Genomic DNA, 17,664 nt, shown 5'->3' with positions numbered 1-17,664 from the left:
GGCAGGCGCGGCGGGTACGCCGGCATGCCGGAATGGGCGGAGCAGCTTGCGGCCGGGCCGGTCGGCCCCGGCGGCAAGTGGAGGGCACCGCGGACGGTACGGGCGCCCGGCGTGCGCGGAGGGCGCGCGGCGGGGGCGTACCTGCCGGGGGTGCGCTACGACGCGCCCCCGGCGTGCCATCGCATGCCGTTGACCTGTCCCGGCTCGGAGCCGATCACGTACCGCACCCGGCGGCCGAGCACCCGCCGGGCCGGGGCCCGGCAGCCGCGGGGCTTGCGGCCCCGGGCCAGGCGGGCGTGCGGATCACGGGCCTGCGCCGCCGTCCCGGGCACGCCGGCGCGCGGCCCGGGGCGGAAACGGCCCTCGGGACGGCGGCGGGTGCGCGGGCTGGTGGCGGTCACGGTGGTGGTTCAGCTCCGGCCGTGGCGCAGAGCGGGGTGGGCGCCGGCGGCGACCAGGTCGGCGACGGCCGCCTTCGGGTCGCGGCCGGTGACCAGGGACTCACCGACGAGGACGGCGTCGGCGCCCTCGTTGGCGTACGCGATCAGGTCGTGCGGCCCGCGGATGCCGGACTCGGCGACCTTGACGATGTGCGCCGGGATCTCCGGAGCGACCCGCTCGAAGGTGGAGCGGTCCACCTTCAGGTCCTTCAGGTTGCGCGCGTTGACGCCGATGATCTTGGCGCCGGCGGCGACGGCCCGCTCGACCTCTTCCTCGTCGTGGACCTCGACCAGCGGGGTCAGGCCGATGGACTCGGCACGCTCGATGAGGGAGACCAGGGCCTCCTGCTCCAGGGCCGCGACGATCAGCAGGGCAAGGTCGGCGCCGTAGGCGCGGGCCTCCCACAGCTGGTACGCCGTGACGATGAAGTCCTTGCGGAGGATCGGGATGTCCACGCGGGCACGGACGGCCTCGAGGTCCGCCAGCGAGCCGCCGAAACGGCGCTGCTCGGTGAGGACCGAGATGACCGCGGCACCGCCCGCCTCGTAGTCCGCGGCGAGCCCCGCCGGGTCGGCGATCGCGGCCAGCGCGCCCTTGGACGGGCTGGAGCGCTTGACCTCGCAGATCACCTTGACGCCGTCGCCGCGGAGGGCCGCGACGCCGTCCTTCGCGCGGGGCGCCTTGGCGGCACGCTCCTTGAGCTCGTCGAGGCTGACGCGAGCCTGCCGTTCGGCAAGGTCTTCGCGGACCCCTTCGATGATCTCGTCGAGCACACTCACGCGAGCGGCCCCCTTCCGGGTCGGATGGCTGGTTCAGGGTCGGTTCGACTGCCTCATGGTCAGCAATCAAATGGTATCCGCAGCTGCCGTCTCGCCCGGCATGCGGTTGATGCCATCCCACCACCCGGACATTCGGAATCCAAGGCGCACCTGACGGATCACGGCGCGAACCATGTGCCGATGGGCAGATTCCGGACAACGGCGAAGGCCAGAGCAAGGATACCGATGGCCCACCAGGCCTGCGATTTCAAGGCGATGCGCGGGGTGGGGGCACCCTGGACGGCACGTTTCAGCCACACGGCCATGTAGGCCGCGAAGACCAGATAGCCGGCCACGGCGAGGGCGTTCGCGCTCGTCGCGGTGATCAGGTCGGCGTGTGCGAAGGCGTGGGCGCTGCGAAGTCCGCCGCAGCCGGGGCAGAGAATTCCGGTCAGCCGGAAGAGGGGGCAGACGGGGTAGTGGCCCGGCTCGTTCGGGTCGACGGCGCCGACGTAGGCGAAGGCGGCGACGACCCCGGCGGCGGTGACGACCGGCGCCGCGAGGCGCCGGTGGAGCGGGCCGGGCCGTGGCCCCGGCGCCGGCGTCGGCGCGGTCGGGTGCAGAGCGTCCATGCGCCGATTGTCCCCCGGGCCCGGGCAGTCGTCCCGCAGGGCAGGCGGTGCCGCGGGGCTGCGGCGTGGGCAGGCGTCCCGCAGGGCTGCGGCGTGGGCAGGCGCCACTGCGCCGCCGTGTGGGCAGTCGTGCCGCAGGGCGGCACGGGTGGGCACACGGCACCGGAGCCGCCGCGCCGCATCCCGCTGCCCCCGCACAGCCGCGTCCGGCTGGGCGGGGTACGAAGCCGCGCCGGGTGTCCCGGTGTGCCCACCCTCCCCCAAGCTCTCGACTCCGCTCGAGCAGGGGGGACCCCCATCGCCCTGCGGGACGCCTGCCCACACCGGGGGGGCGGGGCGGCACGCCTGCGCACACAAGGGGTGGGTACGACGAAGGGCGCAGCCCGGGGAGGCTGCGCCCTGCGCGGGGCCGTGAAGGCTCAGGCGGTCTTGGCGGCGATGACCTCGGCCAGGTCGTCGTGCTCCGGCTTCTTCTGGCCCATGCCGGCCGCACGCATCGCCATGCCGACGACACCACCGATCGCGACGATCACCATGCCGGCCCAGAATCCGAGCGGGTTGGCCAGCACCATGAAGGCGCCGGAGACGCAGAAACCGATGAAGGCGATGGTGACACCGGTCCAGGCGGCCGGGGTGTGTCCGTGGCTGCTGCCCGCCATGAGTTGCTCCTCGTTGCTCTGTCCGAACGCGCTGTGTAGAACGCTCGGGAATCATTCTCCCGCACCGGGCGTGACCCGGCCTCAGCGGGTCCGGGTTCGCGGGTCGCGGTTGACGCGCCGGGGCCGGTGCGGTGGCCCGGCAGGGCCGGTGACCCCGCGGGAGGCCGGTTCAGCCGGTCGGGTCCTCGCCGCGGTCCAGCGCCTTCCAGAGGTCCTCGGGCCGGTCGGGGTCCGGCGCCGGCGCGGCGGACGCGCGGCGCGGACGGGGCCGGGCGGTGCCCTCCCGCTCGTACCGGCCGCCCATCGCGGGCCAGGTCCGCCCGTAGCGCAGGGCCAGCAGCCCCGCGAGGAGGATCAGCAGCCCGCCCGCGGCGGTGACGTACGGCCAGGCGGTGTGGGTGAGCCCGGCCACCCGCGCCGCGGTGTCCGCGGTGGTACGGGCGGCCTCGTCGTCCAGGGCCGCCCGGTCCGAGGCACCGGCCAGCGCGGACGCGGCGGCGCCCAGGCCGCTCAGTGCCAGCAGCGCGGCCACCGCCAGCCGGCCCTTGCTCCGTACGGCGAACACGGCCACCAGGGCCGCCAGGCCGACGATGGCCAGGGCGGCCGGCACACCGGTGACCTCGCGGCCCTCGGCGCTCAGCGCCAGCGAGGAGTCCGCGATCGCGGCGGTGCCCCGGGCCCAGACCCGGCCGGAGGCCAGCAGCACGACGGTGGCGCCGAGGGCGCCGAGCAGCAGCGCGATCGCCACGCTGCGGCGGCCGGCGGCACGGCCGGGGCCGTCGGCAGCCGGGGCGTCGGCACCGGCGGCGTCGGAGGCATCGGAACGAGGTGGGGGTACGGCACTCACGTACCCCACTATCCCCTACGCCCGTCTCAGCCGTGGAGGCGGTTGGCCGCTCCCACGGCCCGGAGCACCGCGGCCGCCTTGTTGCGGCACTCGTTGTCCTCCGCCTCGGGCACCGAGTCGGCGACCACGCCCGCCCCGGCCTGCACGTACGCCGTGCCGTCGCGCAGCACCGCGGTGCGGATGGCGATCGCGGTGTCGGAGTCCCCGGCGAAGTCGAGGTAGCCGACGCAGCCGCCGTACAGCCCGCGGCGGGTGGGCTCCAGCTCCTCGATGATCTGCATGGCGCGCGGCTTGGGCGCACCGGACAGGGTGCCGGCGGGGAAGCAGGCGGTCAGCACGTCGAAGGCGGTCTTGTCCTCGGCCACCCGGCCGGTGACCGTCGAGACGATGTGCATGACGTGGGAGTACCGCTCGATCGACATGAAGTCGACGACCTCGACGGACCCGGGCTCGCAGACCCGGCCCAGGTCGTTGCGGGCCAGGTCGACGAGCATCAGGTGCTCGGCCCGCTCCTTGGGGTCGGCGAGCAGTTCCTCGGCGAGCTCGTGGTCGGCCTGCGGGGTGGCCCCGCGGTGGCGGGTGCCGGCGATCGGGTGGACCATCGCCTGCCGGTCCTCGACCTTGACCAGTGCCTCCGGGCTGGAGCCGACCACGTCGAAGCCGTCGAACCGGAAGAGGTACATGTACGGCGAGGGGTTGGTGGCCCGCAGCACCCGGTACACGTCCAGGGCGCTCGCGTCGCAGTGCGTCTCGAACCGCTGCGAGGGCACCACCTGGAAGGCCTCGCCGGCCCGGATCCGCTCCTTGATGTCCTCGACGGCCTCCCGGTACTTCTCGCCGCCCCACAGGCCGGAGAACTCCGGCAGCTCGGAGGCGGGCAGGGGGGCGGGCGCGTACGGCGCGGGCCGGGCGAGGTCGGCCTCCATGGCGTCGAGCCGGGCCACGGCGTCCGCGTAGGCCTCGTCGACCCCGGAGTCGAGGTCGTTGTGGTTGATGGCGTTGGCGATCAGCAGGACCGTGCCGTCCCAGTGGTCGAGGACCGCCAGGTCGGAGGTGAGCAGCATGGTCAGCTCGGGGAGCTTCAGGTCGTCGGTGCCGTGCTCGCCGATGCGCTCCAGGCGGCGGACGATGTCGTAGCCGAGGTAGCCGACCATGCCGCCGGTGAAGGGGGGCATACCCGTGGCGAGGTCGCGCGGGGTGTGCAGGGTGTCGACCGTGCGGCGCAGCGCCTCCAGCGGGTCGCCGTCCACGGGTACGCCGACCGGCGGCGTGCCGATCCAGTGCGCCTGGCCGTCGCGGACCGTCAGGGTGGCGTCGGACCGGACTCCGACGAAGGAGTAGCGGGACCAAGAGCGTCCGTTCTCGGCGGACTCCAGGAGGAAGGTGCCCGGTCGTTCGGCGGCCAGCTTCCGGTAGAGGCCGACGGGGGTGTCACCGTCGGCCAGCAGGCGGCGGCTGACGGGAATGACACGGCGGTCGTCCGCGAGCTTGCGGAACGTCTCAAGATCCATGTTCTGGGACCTTACCTGTGCGAGAGCGGCAGGACGTCGGCGTCGAAGCAGGTGCGGGCGCCGGTGTGGCAGGCGGCGCCGACCTGGTCGACCTTGACGAGGACGGTGTCGGCGTCGCAGTCGAGTGCCACCGACTTCACGTGCTGGAAGTGGCCGGAGGTGTCCCCCTTGACCCAGTACTCCTGGCGGCTGCGGGACCAGTAGGTGCAGCGTCCGGTGGTCAGGGTGCGGTGCAGGGCCTCGTCGTCCATCCAGCCGAGCATGAGCACCTCACCGGTGTCGTACTGCTGGGCGATGGCGGGCACCAGGCCGTCCGGGGACCGCTTGAGGCGGGCCGCGATGGCCGGGTCGAGGTCGCTGGGGCGGGGGGCGGTACTCATGCGTGCCATTGTGCCGCGCGCGTCGGCGGGGCCGGGCGGGCCGTCCGCCTGATGGGCGGGCATCTGTCAGGTTCGCGCCGTAGTCTTGCCGCATGTCGACGCATGCGAAGCGTGAACGTCTTTTGCTGGCGGACCTGTTGGAGGCTGCGGGACCGGAGGCCCCCACCCTGTGCGAGGGCTGGGCCTGCCGCGATCTGGCCGCGCACGTGGTGGTGAGGGAGCGCCGGCCGGATGCCGCGGGGGGCCTGGTGCTGGGCCTGCTGAAGGAGCGGCTGGAGCGGGTGATGGCCGAGTACACGGCCAAGCCGTACGAGGAGCTGATCCAGCTGATCCGCACCGGGCCGCCGAAGATGTCGCCGTACGCGCTGAAGCAGATCGACGAGGCGGCGAACGCGGTGGAGTTCTACGTCCACGCGGAGGACGTCCGGCGTGCCCAGCCGGACTGGTCGCCGCGTGCGCTGGACCCGGTGTTCTCGGACGCGCTGTGGAACCGGCTGGAGAGGATGGCGCGGCTGACCGGCCGCCGTTCCCCGGTCGGGCTGGTGCTGCGGCGGCCGGACGGGCGGACGGCGGTCGCCCGCAAGGGCACGCCGGTGGTCACCGTGACCGGGGAGCCCGGCGAGCTGACCCTGTTCTGTTTCGGGCGGCAGGACGCCGCGCAGATCGACCTGGAGGGCGAGAAGCCGGCCATCGCCGCCCTGACGACGGCGAAGCTCGGCCTCTGACCGGCCGCGGGCCCGGGTCTGCTGCGCCGAGCGCCCCCTCGCCCCGGACGCCGGCCGAGCCGGCATGTCCAGGGGCGCGGGGAACTGCGCGACCGGCCACGACGGCGCCGCAGACCCGGAAACGGCCGTACCCGCGTCCCGGGCCGGGGCGGGTGTCCCGCCCGACGGGACAGGGGACCTGCGGCGCCGCGCAGCGGGTCAGCGGACCGGGTGGCCGGCTTCCCGGAGGGTGTCCTTGACCTGCCCGATGCGCAGGTCGCCGAAGTGGAACACGGAGGCGGCCAGTACCGCGTCCGCGCCCGCCTCGATGGCCGGCGGGAAGTCGGCGAGCCTGCCGGCGCCGCCGGAGGCGATCACCGGCACGGTGACGTGCTTGCGCACGGCCGCGATCATCTCGATGTCGTAGCCGTCCTTGGTGCCGTCGGCGTCCATGGAGTTGAGCAGGATCTCGCCGGCGCCGAGGTCGGCCGCCCGGTGCGCCCACTCGACGGCGTCGATGCCGGTGCCCTTGCGGCCGCCGTGCGTGGTGACCTCGAAGGAGCCGGACGGGGTGCGCCGCGCGTCGACGGACAGGACGAGCACCTGGCGGCCGAACCGCTCGGCGATCTCCTGGATCAGCTCGGGCCGGGCGATGGCCGCGGTGTTGACCCCGACCTTGTCCGCCCCGGCCCGCAGCAGCTTGTCCACGTCGTCGGCGGTGCGGACGCCGCCGCCCACCGTGAGCGGGATGAAGACCTGCTCGGCGGTGCGGCGCACCACGTCGTAGGTGGTCTCCCGGTTGCCCGAGGAGGCCGTGATGTCGAGGAAGGTCAGCTCGTCGGCGCCCTCGGCGTCGTAGAGCTTGGCCATCTCGACCGGGTCGCCCGCGTCACGCAGGTTCTGGAAGTTGACCCCCTTCACCACCCGGCCGTTGTCCACGTCCAGGCAGGGGATCACGCGTACGGCGAGGGTCATGCCGCACCTCCCCGGTACGCCTCGACCTCGACCTCGACGACGAGGTTGGGGTCGACCAGGCCGGCCACGATGACCATGGTGCTGGCGGGGCGGGCGGTGTCGAAGAGTTCCTTGTGGGCGCGGCCCACCTCGTCGACGTCCCGCGCGTGGGTGAGGTACATGCGGGTGCGGACCACGTCCTGTGCGCCCAGCCCGACCTGCGCCAGGGCCTTGAGGGCCACGTCGAAGGAGTTGACCGTCTGCTCGTAGGGGTTGCCGTAGACGACGGCCCCGTCGACGACGGAGGTGCAGCCGGAGACCAGGACCATGCCGTTGGGGAGCTCGACGGCGCGGGAGTACGCGATCGCGTCCTCCCAGGGGCCGCCGGAGGAGATGCGCCTGACCTCGCCGGTGCGCTCGCTCATGCGGAGACCACCTCCAGCGCCTCCTGCAGGGTGAACGCCTTGGCGTAGAGGGCCTTGCCGACGATGGCGCCCTCGACGCCCGCCGGCACCAGGCCGGACAGGGCGCGCAGGTCGTCGAGCGAGGAGACCCCGCCGGAGGCGACGACCGGCCTGTCGGTGGCGGCGCAGACGTTCTTCAGCAGCTCCAGGTTGGGGCCGGTGAGGGTGCCGTCCTTGCCGATGTCGGTGACCACGTACCGGGCGCAGCCCTCGGAGTCGAGGCGGGCCAGGGTCTCGTACAGGTCGCCGCCCTCGCTGGTCCAGCCGCGGCCCTTGAGGGTGGTGCCGACCACGTCGAGGCCGACGGCGATCCTGTCGCCGTGCTCGGCGATGACCTTGGCGACCCACTCGGGGGTCTCCAGGGCGGCGGTGCCCAGGTTGACCCGGGTGCAGCCGGTGGCCAGGGCCTTGGCGAGGGTGGCGTCGTCGCGGATGCCGCCGGACAGTTCGACCTTGATGTCCATGGCTCCGGTGATCTCGGCGACCAGATCGCGGTTGTCGCCGGTGCCGAAGGCGGCGTCCAGGTCGACCAGGTGGAGCCATTCGGCTCCGGCGGCCTGCCAGGCGAGGGCGGCCTGGAGCGGGGACCCGTAGGAGGTCTCGGTGCCGGACTCGCCGTGGACGAGGCGGACGGCCTGGCCGTCGCGGACGTCCACCGCGGGCAGGAGTTCGAGCTTGTTCGGCATCAGAGGGTCTCGATCCAGTTGGTGAGGAGCTGGGCTCCGGCGTCGCCGGACTTCTCGGGGTGGAACTGGGTGGCCCACAGGGCCCCGTTCTCCACCGCCGCCACGAACGGTTCGCCGTGGGTGGCCCAGGTGACCTTGGGAGCTCGGATGTTCGGGTTGCCGACTTCGAGGGTCCATTCGCGGACGGCGTAGGAGTGCACGAAGTAGAACCGGGCGTCGGTGTCCAGGCCGGCGAACGCCTGGCTGTCGGCCGGGGCGTCGACGGTGTTCCAGCCCATGTGCGGGACGACGGGGGCCTTCAGCGGTTCGACGGTGCCGGGCCACTGGTCGAGCCCCTCGGTCTCGACTCCGTGCTCGATGCCCCGCTCGAAGAGGATCTGCATGCCGACGCAGATGCCCATGACGGGGCGTCCGCCGGAGAGCCGGCGGCCGACGATCCAGTCGCCGCGGACGTCCCGGAGGCCCTGCATGCAGGCGGCGAAGGCGCCGACGCCGGGGACGAGGAGTCCGTCGGCGTCCATGGCCTTGTCGTAGTCGCGGGTGATCTCGACGTCCGCGCCGACCCGGGCGAGCGCCCGCTCGGCGGAGCGGACGTTGCCGAAGCCGTAGTCGAAGACGACGACGTTCTTCTTGCTCATCCCCAGATTCCTTGGATTCGCAGGACTCCGGCGAGCAGACACATCGCGGAGCCGATGGCGAGCAGGAAAATCACCGATTTCGGCATTTTCTGCTTCTGGAACGAGTAGACGCCGCCGGCCAGGAAGAGGCCGACGACGATCAGGATGGTGGACAGGCCGGTCACGGCTACAGGGCGCCCTTCGTGGAGGGAAGGATGCCCGCGGCGCGCGGGTCGCGCTCGGAGGCGTAGCGCAGGGCGCGGGCCAGGGCCTTGAACTGGCACTCGACGATGTGGTGGGCGTTGCGGCCGTACGGCACGTGCACGTGCAGCGCGATCTGGGCCTGGGCCACGAAGGACTCCAGGATGTGGCGCGTCATCGTGGTGTCGTACTCGCCGATCATCGGCGCCATGTTCTCGGGCTCGGTGTGCACGAGGTACGGGCGGCCGGAGAGGTCGACGGTGACCTGGGCGAGGGACTCGTCCAGCGGCACGGTGCAGTTGCCGAACCGGTAGATGCCGACCTTGTCGCCGAGCGCCTGCTTGAAGGCGGCGCCGAGCGCGAGGGCGGTGTCCTCGATGGTGTGGTGGGAGTCGATGTGCAGGTCGCCGTCGGTCTTGACGGTGAGGTCGAAGAGACCGTGGCGGCCGAGCTGGTCGAGCATGTGGTCGTAGAAGCCCACGCCGGTGGACACGTCGACCTTGCCGGTGCCGTCGAGGTCTATCTCGACCAGGACCGAGGTCTCCTTGGTGGTGCGTTCGACCCGTCCGATGCGGCTCATGCCTGCTGCTCCTTCTTCAGTGCGCGAACCGCTTCCAGGAACGCGTCGTTCTCTGCCGGGGTGCCGGCGGTGACCCGCAGCCGGCCCGGTACGCCGTTGTCCCGGACCAGGACGCCCCGGTCGAGGATCTGCTGCCAGGCGGTGTGGGAATCGGCGAACTTGCCGAACTGGACGAAGTTCGCGTCCGAGTCGGTGACCTCGTAGCCGATCGCCCGCAGTTCGTCGACCAGCCGGTCCCGCTCGGCCTTGAGCTGCTCGACGTAGCCGAGCAGGGTGTCGGTGTGCTCCAGGGCGGCCAGTGCCGTGGCCTGGGTGACGGCGGACAGGTGGTACGGCAGGCGCACCAGCTGGACGGCGTCGACCACGGCGGGGTGGGCGGCCAGGTAGCCCAGGCGCAGGCCGGCCGCGCCGAAGGCCTTGGACATGGTCCGGGAGATCACCAGGTTGGGGCGGCCCTCGATCAGCGGGAGGAGGGAGTCCCGGTGGGAGAACTCCACGTACGCCTCGTCGACGATCACCAGGGAGGGCTTCGCCGCCTGCGCCGCCTCGTACACGGCGAGGACGGTCGCGGCCTCGACGGCCGTGCCGGTGGGGTTGTTGGGCGAGGCGATGAAGACGACGTCGGGGGCGTGCTCGGCGATCGCCCGCTCGGCCGCGGCGAGGTCGATGGTGAAGTCCTCGTTGCGGGGGCCGGAGATCCAGCCGGTGCCGGTGCCACGGGCGATCAGGGCGTGCATCGAGTACGAGGGCTCGAAGCCGATCGCGGTGCGGCCGGGGCCGCCGAAGGTCTGCAGCAGCTGCTGGAGCACTTCGTTGGAGCCGTTGGCGGCCCAGACGTTCTCCTTGGCGACCCGGTGGCCGGCCGTCCGGGTGAGGTACTTCGCGAGCTCGGTGCGCAGCTCGACCGCGTCCCGGTCGGGGTAGCGGTTGAGGTTGCGGGCGGCCTCGGCGACCCGTTCGGCGATCCGCCGTACGAGCTCCTCGGGGAGCGGGTACGGGTTCTCGTTGGTGTTCAGCTGGACGGGGACGTCGAGCTGCGGGGCGCCGTAGGGGGTCTTGCCGCGGAGCTCCTCCCGGATGGGGAGGTCGTCGATGCCGACGGTGCGGGCGTTGCCGATGCTGCCGGTGCTGCCGATGTTGCCGGTGTTGCTGGTGTTGCTCACTTGCCGGGCACCTTCCATCCGAACCTCGCCTTGAGGGCCGCCCCGTGCGCGGGCAGGTCCTCGGCCTCGGCCAGCGTCACCACGTGGTGGGTGACCTCGGCCAGGGCGTCGCGCGTGTAGTCGACGATGTGGATGCCGCGCAGGAAGGACTGCACGGACAGGCCCGAGGAGTGGCAGGCGCAGCCGCCGGTGGGCAGGACGTGGTTGGACCCGGCGCAGTAGTCGCCGAGGGAGACCGGGGCCCAGGGGCCGACGAAGATCGCGCCGGCGTTGCGGACCCGGGCGGCCAGCGCCGCGGCGTCGGCGGTCTGCACCTCCAGGTGCTCGGCGCCGTACGCGTCGACCACCTTCAGGCCGTCCTCCAGGTCCCGTACGAGCACGATCGCGGACTGCTTGCCCTCCAGGGCCGGCTTGATCCGGTCCTCGACGTGCTTGGACGCGGCGACCTGAGTCTCCAGCTCCCGCTCGACGGCCTCGGCCAGCTCCGCGGAGTCGGTGACGAGGACGGCGGCGGCCAGCGGGTCGTGCTCGGCCTGGCTGATCAGGTCGGCGGCGACGTGCACCGGGTCGGCGCCGGCGTCCGCGAGGATCGCGATCTCGGTCGGGCCGGCCTCGGTGTCGATGCCGATCTTCCCGGTGAAGTAGCGCTTGGCGGCGGCCACCCAGATGTTGCCGGGGCCGGTCACCATGTTCGCCGGGGCGCACTCGTCGGTGCCGTACGCGAACATCGCGACGGCCTGGGCGCCGCCGGCCGCGTACACCTCGTCCACGCCGAGCAGCGCGCACGCGGCCAGGATGGTCGGGTGCGGCAGCCCGCCGAACTCCTTCTGCGGCGGGGAGGCCAGGGCGACGGACTCCACGCCCGCCTCCTGGGCCGGGACCACGTTCATCACGACGGAGGACGGGTAGACGGAACGGCCGCCCGGCGCGTAGAGGCCGACGCGCTCGACCGGGACCCACTTCTCGGTCACGGTGCCGCCGCGCACCACCTGGGTGGTGTGCTCGGTGCGGCGCTGGGCCGCGTGCACGATCCGGGCGCGCCGGATCGACTCCTCGAGGGCGGCGCGGACGTCCGGGTCGAGGTCGGCGAGGGCCTTCTCCAGGGCCTCGGCGGGTACCCGGATGCGCTCCAGGGTGACCCCGTCGAACTTCTGCGCGTACTCGATCAGCGCCGCCGTGCCACGATGATGGACGTCCTCGCAGATCGGCCGGACCTTGTCCAGGGCGGCCGCGACGTCGAACTCGGCACGGGGAAGCAGATCGCGCAGGGCGGCACCCTCGGGGAGGGCGTCACCGCGCAGGTCGATTCGAGAGATCACGTCCCAATTCTCTCAGACCCGCTCCCGCCGCCGTCCGCCCGTATCACTGGCTGATACACGTCCCGGATGTCACACCCGGCCGATAGCGTTCCGGTACGGGCGGACGGGCGAGCGGAGGGGGACCGCATGACGGAGGTGCGCGCCGAGACGGAACCGGACGACCTGACCACGGCCGAACGGCGGATGTGGCAGGCGTTCCGCACCGGCAGCGTCTGTGATCTGAGTGCCCGTGCCGCCGGGCAGGACGACCCGTTCGGGGAGCGCGCGTGGGGCCCGGAGCGCAGCGTCCGCGCCCGGGTGGTCGCCCTGTTGCTGCTGCACGGCCCGCCGCCGGTGCCGGGCCGGGTGCCCTCGCTGAAGCTGCGGGGCGTACGGATCACCGGGCGGCTGGACCTCTCCGGCGGCACGGTGGAGCCGTACGTGGAGCTCCAGGCGTGCCGCTTCGACAGCGAGGTGCAGCTGTCCGAGGCCCGGTTCGGCACCCTGCGGCTGGTGCGGTGCGCGGTCCCCCGGCTGGAGGCGGCCCGGCTGCACACCGAGGGGGACCTGCACCTGCCGCGCTGCCGGGTGGCCAGGGGCATCCGGCTCACCGACGCGCAGATCGGCACGGACCTGCTGATCAGCCAGGCGGTGGTGCAGCGGGACAGCAAGGGGCGGGCGATCGCGGCCGACGGGATGTCGGTGGCCCAGGACCTCCAGGCGGAGTTGCTGGAGGCGTACGGGGAGGTCAGCCTGCGCGGTGCCAAGATCGGCGTGTCCATGAGCATGCGCGGGGCGAAGCTGGTCAATCCCACGGGGCGGCGCGCGCTGAACGCCCCGCAGCTGACGGTGGAGCGCACCCTCTACCTGACCTCGATCTCCATGGACTACGGGGTGGACGGCGGCTCCACTCCCCCGTACGGCATGGGCCAGACCCCGACCCGGGGCGGGCGGGCGCAGCACTTCGAGTGCCGGGGAGGACTGCGGCTGGACGACGGCCGGTTCGGGGACGCGGTGGATTTCTACGGGGCGCGGTTCCTGCTGGCGGACGAGCAGGAGGTGTCGCTGCGCCGGATACAGACCCCGGAGTTCCGCTTCGTCGGGGAGCGTCCTGAGCGCGGGCGGGTGGTGGTCTCCGGTGCGCGCGTGGACAAGCTGGTCGACCGGTCCACCAGCTGGCCGGGCCCGGGACGCCTCTCCATGGAGGGGTTCGTCTACGGGAACCTGGCTCCGCGCGGGCACTTCCCGCTGGTCCGGCGGCTGGAGTGGGTGGCGGCGGCCACCGTGGAGTACTCCCCGGAGCCGTACGAGCGGCTGGCGGCGGTACTGCGGACCGGCGGGGAGGACGCGGACGCCCGGGAGGTGCTGCTGGCCAAGCAGCGGCGGCGCCGGGCGACCCTGCCGCCCGCTGCCAGGGCGTGGGGGTACCTGCAGGACTGGACGGTGGCGTACGGCTACCGGCCGGGGCGGGCGGCGGTGTGGATGCTGGTGCTGTGGGCGGCGGGTGCCGCGGTGTTCTCCCGGCACGAGCCGGCGCCGGTGAAGGCGGGCGAGTCCCCGCAGTGGAACGCGGTGCTGTACGCCCTGGACCTGCTGCTGCCGGTGGTGGATCTGGGCCAGCAGGGCCACTGGAAGGTGCAGGGCGGCTGGCAGTGGGGGGCGGCCGCGCTGGTGATGCTGGGCTGGATCCTGGCGACGACGGTGGCGGCGGGGGCCTCCCGGCTGCTGCGCCGCGGGTGACGGTGGCGGGCTCCGGGCCATTACCCTGTGGCTCGTGACCACCGTTCGCCTGCCGCTGTTCCCGCTGAACACGGTGCTGTTCCCCGGGCTCGTGCTGCCGCTCAACGTCTTCGAGGAGCGGTATCGCGCCATGATGCGCGAGCTGCTGAAGGCCGGCGACGAGGAACCGCGCCGCTTCGCCGTCGTCGCCATCCGCGACGGGCGGGAGGTGGCCGCGACCGCGCCGGGGATGCCGGACGAGACCGCCCTGCCGGAGCGTGGACCGGCGGCCGGCTTCGGGGCGGACCCGATCCAGGCGTTCCACCGGGTGGGCTGCATCGCGGACGCGGCGACCATCCGGGAGCGGGAGGACGGCAGCTTCGAGGTGCTGGCGACCGGCACCATCCGGGTCCGGCTGCTGTCGGTCGACGCCACCGGCCCGTTCCTGGTGGCGGAGCTGGAGGAGCTGCCGGAGGACCCGGGCGAGGGCGCCGGGGCACTGGCGGACGGGGTGCTGCGGGCGTTCCGGAACTACCAGAAGCGGCTCGCGGGCGCCCGGGAGCGGTCGCTGGCCCACACGGGTGCGGAACTGCCGGACGACCCGTCCGTGGTCTCGTACCTGGTCGCGGCGGCGGCGGTGCTGGACGTGCCGTCGAAGCAGCGGCTGCTGCAGGCGCCGGACACGGCGACCCGGCTGTCGGAGGAGCTGAAGCTGCTGCGGACGGAGTCCGCGGTGATCCGGCACCTGCCGTCGCTGCCGGCGGTGGACCTGACATTCTCTCCGACCAGCCCGAACTGAGGCCGCCGCTGCCATGGCGAAGAAGAACAAGGCCGGCAAGGCCGCCGCGGGTGCCGGTGCCGGCACCCCCGCCCTGACGGTGGTGACGGGCGCCGGGGTCCCGCACACGGTGCACAGCTACGACCACGACCCGGCGCACCCCTCGTACGGCGAGGAGGCGGCCGAGGCCCTCGGGGTGTCGCCCGACCGGGTGTTCAAGACCCTGGTCGCGGACGTCGACGGAGCGCTGACGGTGGCGGTCCTGCCGGTGTCCGGCTCGCTGGACCTCAAGGCGCTGGCCGCGGCGGTGGGCGGCAAGCGGGCCGCGATGGCGGACCCGGTGCTGGCGGAGCGCACCACCGGCTACGTGCGCGGCGGCATCTCCCCGCTGGGCCAGCGCCGCCGCCTCCGTACGGTGCTGGACGCGTCGGCTTCGGCGCACGCGACGATCTGCGTTTCGGCCGGGCGCCGCGGCCTGGAGGTCGAGCTGGCCCCCGCCGACCTGGCGTCCCTCACCTCGGCCGTCCTCGCCCCGGTGGCCCGCGTCTGACCGCTGCGCGGAGCCTTTCCCCACCCCGCCCTTTCCCGAAACTGTGGCCTGCGGCCCCAGACCCCGCCCCGGTCCGGGGCGGCCCCGTCGTACCGGGTCTGTCGGCCGTCCGTGGCCGGTCGCGCAGTTCCCCGCGCCCCTGGCGGGGCGCAGCCGGAGCGCCGCTCGCAGGCTCCGCTACGCCGCGGGGCCCGGTGGGGCAGGAGGCTGGGCCCCCGGGATCCACGGCTCCGGGGCGGGGTCCCGTGGACCCCAGAGCGCCGTCAGGGCGAGGTGGACCGCCACCGCGGCCGCCGCCCAGGCCAGCAGCGCCCCGTGCGCCAGCAACTGCAGCGGCGCGTCGAAGGGCACGCCCTTGCCCGCCGCCTTCGCCGCCGCCACCAGGTCCCGCGACGGCCCGAGCCACAGCCCCAGCCGCCACCCCACCAGCGCCGCGAACACCGACCCGACGGCCAGCCCGATCACCAGCGGCACGCCGCCCCCGCGCCGCCACAGGAAGACGGCGAGGGCGCTCAGCGCACCGAGCCCCAGGGACAGCAGGAAGAAGGTGCCGTCCGAGCCGATCCGGGCCTCGCTCTCGGTGTCCCGCAGGAACACCGCCTCACCGTTGGACACGTACTGCACGCGCGGCGCCAGCCACACCCACAGCAGGCCGAGCAGCACCCCGGCCACGCCCACCAGCAGGGTCACGGCCGCCGCGTCCCGGACGTCGGCGGCGGTGATGCCGCTCTTCGGGCCTGCGGGGTCGGGGCCGGGCTCCGGATCGGGCGCGAACGGATCGGCGGGCGGCGGCGGGGTCACGGCTTCGGTCACCCTCACATCGTGCCAGGTGGCACCGGCCGGGGCCGCGCCGGACCACCGCCGGGCGGTACGGCCGGGGCGGGCGCCGGGGCGAAGGCCGGTCTCAGCGGACCGCTGCCCGCCGGTACGCCAGGGTGGCCACGGCCAGCGACAGCACCCCGACCGCCCCGCACACGGCCAGGTCGGCCGCGACGGTGGACCAGTCCGGGTGCGGGGCGAAGGTGTGCGCGAACGCCTCGACCCCGTACGTGGACGGCAGCAGGTCCCGCGCCCACACGATCACCCCGGGCATCCGCTCCGGCGGCAGCACCCCCAGCAGCAGGGCCGCCGACATGCCCAGCTGCCCGGCCAGCGTGGCCAGCTCCTGTCGGGGCGCCAGCAGACCCAGGGCCGCGCCCAGTCCGGCCAGGGCCGCCCCGGCCAGCGGGACCACCGCGGCGAGGATCCACAGGCCGCCCATCGGCAGCCCGAAGAGCACGCAGCCGAACACCGCCGTGACCAGGGTGCCCGGCAGGGTGAAGGAGGCATACGCGGCGGCGGCGCCGAGCACCACCGAAGCGGGCGGCACCGGCAGGGTGGCGTAGTGGTCGAGCCCGCCGCTCGCCCGCAGCTGGCCGAAGTACTGGGCCAGCAGGTTGAGCGCGACGAAGGCGACCACCAGCACCGAGGAACCGGCGACCACGGCGCGGGCCTCCGAGCCGCCGTCCACCACCCCGCGCATCAGGATCATGATCCCGACGGACTGGAAGGTGGCCACGAACAGCAGCGGGATCCGGGCCACCCGGGCCCGGCTGAGCTGTGCCCGGTAGACCGCGGCCAGCGCCGGGAAGAACCGTGCCCGGGGCGCGAGCGGAACCTGTTCCGCCGGCGCCCGCGTCGCCCCGTCGGTCATCCCTTCACCAGCCCCTTCGTCCGCCCGCCGAGGGCCAGGTACACGTCCTCCAGGCTCGGCGTGGCGAGCGTGAAATCGTCGAGGGCAGCGAAGGCCGGACCGCTGGTCACGGCCGCGACGGCCGCCCGCGCCTCGTCCGGGCCCATCCGCAGCACCCACTTGCGCCCGGTCTCGGCGGCCAGCGGCCGCAGCCCGGCCACCTCGGGCACGTCCAGCGGGGGCACCGAGCGCCACACCAGTTCCAGCCGCACCTCGTCGGCGACCTGTGCCTTCAGCCCCGCGGGGGTGTCACAGGCGATCACCCGGCCGCGGTCGATGACGGCGACCCGGTCGAGGACCGTCTCGGCCTCGATCACGTTGTGGGTGACCAGCAGCACCGTCGTACCGTGCTCGGCGCGCCGCCGGTCGACGGCCTGCCAGACGGCCCGGCGGGCGACGGGATCCATGCCGGTGGTGGGCTCGTCCAGCACCAGCAGCGGGCGCTCTCCCACGAGGGAGGTCGCGAAGCAGGCCAGCCGCCGCTGTCCGCCGGACAGCTTCTTCAGGGGGCGTCCGGCGATGCCGGTCAGGTCCAGTTCGGTCAGGACGGCGTCCCGCTCGGCGCGGGCCCGGCCGGTGGCGAGCCCGCGCAGCCGGGCGGTGGTCTCCACCGCCAGCGCGACCGTCAGCTCGTCCAGCGCCGTGGACTCCTGCCCGAGGTAGGCCAGCAGGCGGGAGGCCCGCTCGGGGTGGCCGACGAGGTCGTGGCCCAGCAGCCGCACCGTGCCGGAGTCGGGCCGCAGAAGACCGGTGAGCTGTCGTACGAGCGTGGACTTGCCGGCTCCGTTGGGGCCCAGGAGGCCGAAAACCTCGCCGCGGTGCACGTCCAGGGAGATGCCGTCGGTGGCCCGGACGGCGGGCAGCGCGGGGGCTCCGCGCCGGCCCCGCACCGCCGGGTACGTCTTGACGAGGTCGCGCACCACGCAGACCGGGTCGGCGGCAGCGGCGCCCGCCGTGCCGTGTTCCGCCTCTGCAGTGCCCGTACTCACG

At 73.8% G+C, this 17,664-nt stretch carries 22 protein-coding genes; 4 read left to right on the top strand and 18 right to left on the bottom strand.

What is annotated here, in order from left to right; genetic code table 11:
- Nucleotides 1-155: 155 nt before the first annotated feature.
- From trpM to hisI, 7 genes are all read right to left on the bottom strand, one after another.
- A complete protein-coding gene (gene trpM / locus ACGFQ9_RS26100; protein WP_393577105.1) occupies nucleotides 156-332 on the bottom strand; it encodes a tryptophan biosynthesis modulator TrpM in 177 nt (58 codons plus the stop codon).
- A gap of 78 nt (nucleotides 333-410) precedes the next feature.
- Complete coding sequence (trpC, locus tag ACGFQ9_RS26095; RefSeq protein WP_393576966.1) at nucleotides 411-1,220, bottom strand: indole-3-glycerol phosphate synthase TrpC; 810 nt, start codon at nucleotides 1,218-1,220, stop codon at nucleotides 411-413.
- A gap of 158 nt (nucleotides 1,221-1,378) precedes the next feature.
- On the bottom strand, nucleotides 1,379-1,831 hold the full coding sequence (locus ACGFQ9_RS26090; RefSeq protein ID WP_393576964.1) for a DUF2752 domain-containing protein: 453 nt from the start codon (nucleotides 1,829-1,831) through the stop codon (nucleotides 1,379-1,381).
- 419 nt (nucleotides 1,832-2,250) lie between these two features.
- Entirely contained in the window at nucleotides 2,251-2,490 is a 240-nt protein-coding gene (locus tag ACGFQ9_RS26085; RefSeq protein WP_393576963.1) for an HGxxPAAW family protein, read from the bottom strand.
- A 169-nt stretch (nucleotides 2,491-2,659) separates the two neighbouring features.
- Nucleotides 2,660-3,346: a TIGR02234 family membrane protein gene (locus ACGFQ9_RS26080; protein ID WP_393576961.1), complete on the bottom strand. Its 687-nt coding sequence runs from the start codon at nucleotides 3,344-3,346 to the stop codon at nucleotides 2,660-2,662.
- 17 nt (nucleotides 3,347-3,363) lie between these two features.
- On the bottom strand, nucleotides 3,364-4,848 hold the full coding sequence (locus ACGFQ9_RS26075) for an anthranilate synthase component I (RefSeq protein WP_393576959.1): 1,485 nt from the start codon (nucleotides 4,846-4,848) through the stop codon (nucleotides 3,364-3,366).
- Between the two features lie 11 nt (nucleotides 4,849-4,859).
- Nucleotides 4,860-5,228 (bottom strand): phosphoribosyl-AMP cyclohydrolase, encoded by a 369-nt coding sequence (gene hisI / locus ACGFQ9_RS26070; protein ID WP_393576957.1) that lies wholly within the window; start codon nucleotides 5,226-5,228, stop codon nucleotides 4,860-4,862.
- A gap of 92 nt (nucleotides 5,229-5,320) precedes the next feature.
- Here hisI and ACGFQ9_RS26065 point away from each other — a divergent pair, with 92 nt between their 5' ends.
- Nucleotides 5,321-5,953 carry a TIGR03085 family metal-binding protein gene (locus ACGFQ9_RS26065; protein ID WP_393576956.1) on the top strand — a complete coding sequence of 211 codons (633 nt, stop codon included), beginning with the start codon at nucleotides 5,321-5,323 and terminating at the stop codon, nucleotides 5,951-5,953.
- 198 nt (nucleotides 5,954-6,151) lie between these two features.
- Here the strand turns inward: ACGFQ9_RS26065 and hisF are convergent, their stop codons facing one another.
- Genes hisF through hisD form a run of 8 tightly spaced genes read right to left on the bottom strand, consistent with a single transcriptional unit; the run spans nucleotide 6,152 to nucleotide 11,916 of the window.
- The gene (gene hisF, locus ACGFQ9_RS26060) at nucleotides 6,152-6,907 is read right to left on the bottom strand and encodes an imidazole glycerol phosphate synthase subunit HisF (RefSeq protein WP_393576955.1); all 756 of its coding nucleotides are present in this window, start codon (nucleotides 6,905-6,907) and stop codon (nucleotides 6,152-6,154) included.
- Nucleotides 6,904-7,311, bottom strand: coding sequence for a RidA family protein (locus ACGFQ9_RS26055; RefSeq protein WP_393576954.1), 408 nt, complete (start codon nucleotides 7,309-7,311; stop codon nucleotides 6,904-6,906). Before ACGFQ9_RS26055 ends, hisF begins: the two co-directional genes overlap by 4 nt.
- Nucleotides 7,308-8,036: a bifunctional 1-(5-phosphoribosyl)-5-((5-phosphoribosylamino)methylideneamino)imidazole-4-carboxamide isomerase/phosphoribosylanthranilate isomerase PriA gene (gene priA, locus ACGFQ9_RS26050; protein ID WP_393576952.1), complete on the bottom strand. Its 729-nt coding sequence runs from the start codon at nucleotides 8,034-8,036 to the stop codon at nucleotides 7,308-7,310. The genes ACGFQ9_RS26055 and priA overlap by 4 nt, the downstream gene beginning before the upstream one ends.
- Entirely contained in the window at nucleotides 8,036-8,674 is a 639-nt protein-coding gene (gene hisH, locus ACGFQ9_RS26045; RefSeq protein ID WP_393576950.1) for an imidazole glycerol phosphate synthase subunit HisH, read from the bottom strand. Before hisH ends, priA begins: the two co-directional genes overlap by 1 nt.
- Nucleotides 8,671-8,838, bottom strand: a complete 168-nt coding sequence (locus ACGFQ9_RS26040) for a hypothetical protein (protein WP_393576949.1) — start codon at nucleotides 8,836-8,838, stop codon at nucleotides 8,671-8,673. The genes hisH and ACGFQ9_RS26040 overlap by 4 nt, the downstream gene beginning before the upstream one ends.
- A gap of 2 nt (nucleotides 8,839-8,840) precedes the next feature.
- Nucleotides 8,841-9,434: an imidazoleglycerol-phosphate dehydratase HisB gene (gene hisB, locus ACGFQ9_RS26035; RefSeq protein ID WP_125645881.1), complete on the bottom strand. Its 594-nt coding sequence runs from the start codon at nucleotides 9,432-9,434 to the stop codon at nucleotides 8,841-8,843.
- Nucleotides 9,431-10,552 (bottom strand): histidinol-phosphate transaminase, encoded by a 1,122-nt coding sequence (locus ACGFQ9_RS26030; RefSeq protein ID WP_393577103.1) that lies wholly within the window; start codon nucleotides 10,550-10,552, stop codon nucleotides 9,431-9,433. Before ACGFQ9_RS26030 ends, hisB begins: the two co-directional genes overlap by 4 nt.
- A gap of 41 nt (nucleotides 10,553-10,593) precedes the next feature.
- Complete coding sequence (gene hisD, locus ACGFQ9_RS26025) at nucleotides 10,594-11,916, bottom strand: histidinol dehydrogenase (RefSeq protein WP_393576948.1); 1,323 nt, start codon at nucleotides 11,914-11,916, stop codon at nucleotides 10,594-10,596.
- A gap of 126 nt (nucleotides 11,917-12,042) precedes the next feature.
- On the opposite strand from hisD, the gene ACGFQ9_RS26020 reads away from it, so the two are divergent.
- From ACGFQ9_RS26020 to ybaK, 3 genes are read left to right on the top strand one after another with little or no spacing between them, the layout of a single operon-like run.
- A complete protein-coding gene (locus ACGFQ9_RS26020) occupies nucleotides 12,043-13,635 on the top strand; it encodes an oxidoreductase (protein ID WP_393576946.1) in 1,593 nt (530 codons plus the stop codon).
- 34 nt (nucleotides 13,636-13,669) lie between these two features.
- The gene (locus ACGFQ9_RS26015) at nucleotides 13,670-14,413 is read left to right on the top strand and encodes an LON peptidase substrate-binding domain-containing protein (protein WP_393576945.1); all 744 of its coding nucleotides are present in this window, start codon (nucleotides 13,670-13,672) and stop codon (nucleotides 14,411-14,413) included.
- A 13-nt stretch (nucleotides 14,414-14,426) separates the two neighbouring features.
- Nucleotides 14,427-14,942: a Cys-tRNA(Pro) deacylase gene (gene ybaK, locus ACGFQ9_RS26010; protein WP_393576943.1), complete on the top strand. Its 516-nt coding sequence runs from the start codon at nucleotides 14,427-14,429 to the stop codon at nucleotides 14,940-14,942.
- Nucleotides 14,943-15,119: 177 nt separating this feature from the next.
- Here ybaK and ACGFQ9_RS26005 read toward each other — a convergent pair whose 3' ends face one another.
- The 3 genes from ACGFQ9_RS26005 to ACGFQ9_RS25995 form a co-directional block, all read right to left on the bottom strand.
- Entirely contained in the window at nucleotides 15,120-15,755 is a 636-nt protein-coding gene (locus ACGFQ9_RS26005) for a hypothetical protein (protein ID WP_393576942.1), read from the bottom strand.
- A 91-nt stretch (nucleotides 15,756-15,846) separates the two neighbouring features.
- Nucleotides 15,847-16,635, bottom strand: a complete 789-nt coding sequence (locus ACGFQ9_RS26000) for an ABC transporter permease (protein WP_393576940.1) — start codon at nucleotides 16,633-16,635, stop codon at nucleotides 15,847-15,849.
- Nucleotides 16,632-17,663: an ABC transporter ATP-binding protein gene (locus tag ACGFQ9_RS25995; protein WP_393576939.1), complete on the bottom strand. Its 1,032-nt coding sequence runs from the start codon at nucleotides 17,661-17,663 to the stop codon at nucleotides 16,632-16,634. The genes ACGFQ9_RS26000 and ACGFQ9_RS25995 overlap by 4 nt, the downstream gene beginning before the upstream one ends.
- Between the last annotated feature and the right edge of the window lies 1 nt (nucleotide 17,664).

The organism is Streptomyces sp. NPDC048603 (assembly GCF_043199475.1).
In the GTDB taxonomy this organism is placed as follows: domain Bacteria; phylum Actinomycetota; class Actinomycetes; order Streptomycetales; family Streptomycetaceae; genus Streptomyces.
Note: the sequence above shows the minus strand (reverse complement) of the source record. Positions and strands in the feature narration are given on the sequence as shown.

Coding starts and splice junctions, on each gene's coding strand:
- ACGFQ9_RS26090 (WP_393576964.1), bottom strand. CDS start 1,831: ATGGACGCTCTGCACCCGACCGCGCCGACGCCGGCGCCGGGGCCACGG.
- ACGFQ9_RS26085 (WP_393576963.1), bottom strand. CDS start 2,490: ATGGCGGGCAGCAGCCACGGACACACCCCGGCCGCCTGGACCGGTGTC.
- ACGFQ9_RS26075 (WP_393576959.1), bottom strand. CDS start 4,848: ATGGATCTTGAGACGTTCCGCAAGCTCGCGGACGACCGCCGTGTCATT.
- hisI (WP_393576957.1), bottom strand. CDS start 5,228: ATGAGTACCGCCCCCCGCCCCAGCGACCTCGACCCGGCCATCGCGGCC.
- ACGFQ9_RS26065 (WP_393576956.1), top strand. CDS start 5,321: ATGTCGACGCATGCGAAGCGTGAACGTCTTTTGCTGGCGGACCTGTTG.
- hisF (WP_393576955.1), bottom strand. CDS start 6,907: ATGACCCTCGCCGTACGCGTGATCCCCTGCCTGGACGTGGACAACGGC.
- ACGFQ9_RS26055 (WP_393576954.1), bottom strand. CDS start 7,311: ATGAGCGAGCGCACCGGCGAGGTCAGGCGCATCTCCTCCGGCGGCCCC.
- priA (WP_393576952.1), bottom strand. CDS start 8,036: ATGCCGAACAAGCTCGAACTCCTGCCCGCGGTGGACGTCCGCGACGGC.
- hisH (WP_393576950.1), bottom strand. CDS start 8,674: ATGAGCAAGAAGAACGTCGTCGTCTTCGACTACGGCTTCGGCAACGTC.
- hisB (WP_125645881.1), bottom strand. CDS start 9,434: ATGAGCCGCATCGGACGGGTCGAACGCACCACCAAGGAGACCTCGGTC.
- ACGFQ9_RS26020 (WP_393576946.1), top strand. CDS start 12,043: ATGACGGAGGTGCGCGCCGAGACGGAACCGGACGACCTGACCACGGCC.
- ybaK (WP_393576943.1), top strand. CDS start 14,427: ATGGCGAAGAAGAACAAGGCCGGCAAGGCCGCCGCGGGTGCCGGTGCC.
- ACGFQ9_RS26000 (WP_393576940.1), bottom strand. CDS start 16,635: ATGACCGACGGGGCGACGCGGGCGCCGGCGGAACAGGTTCCGCTCGCG.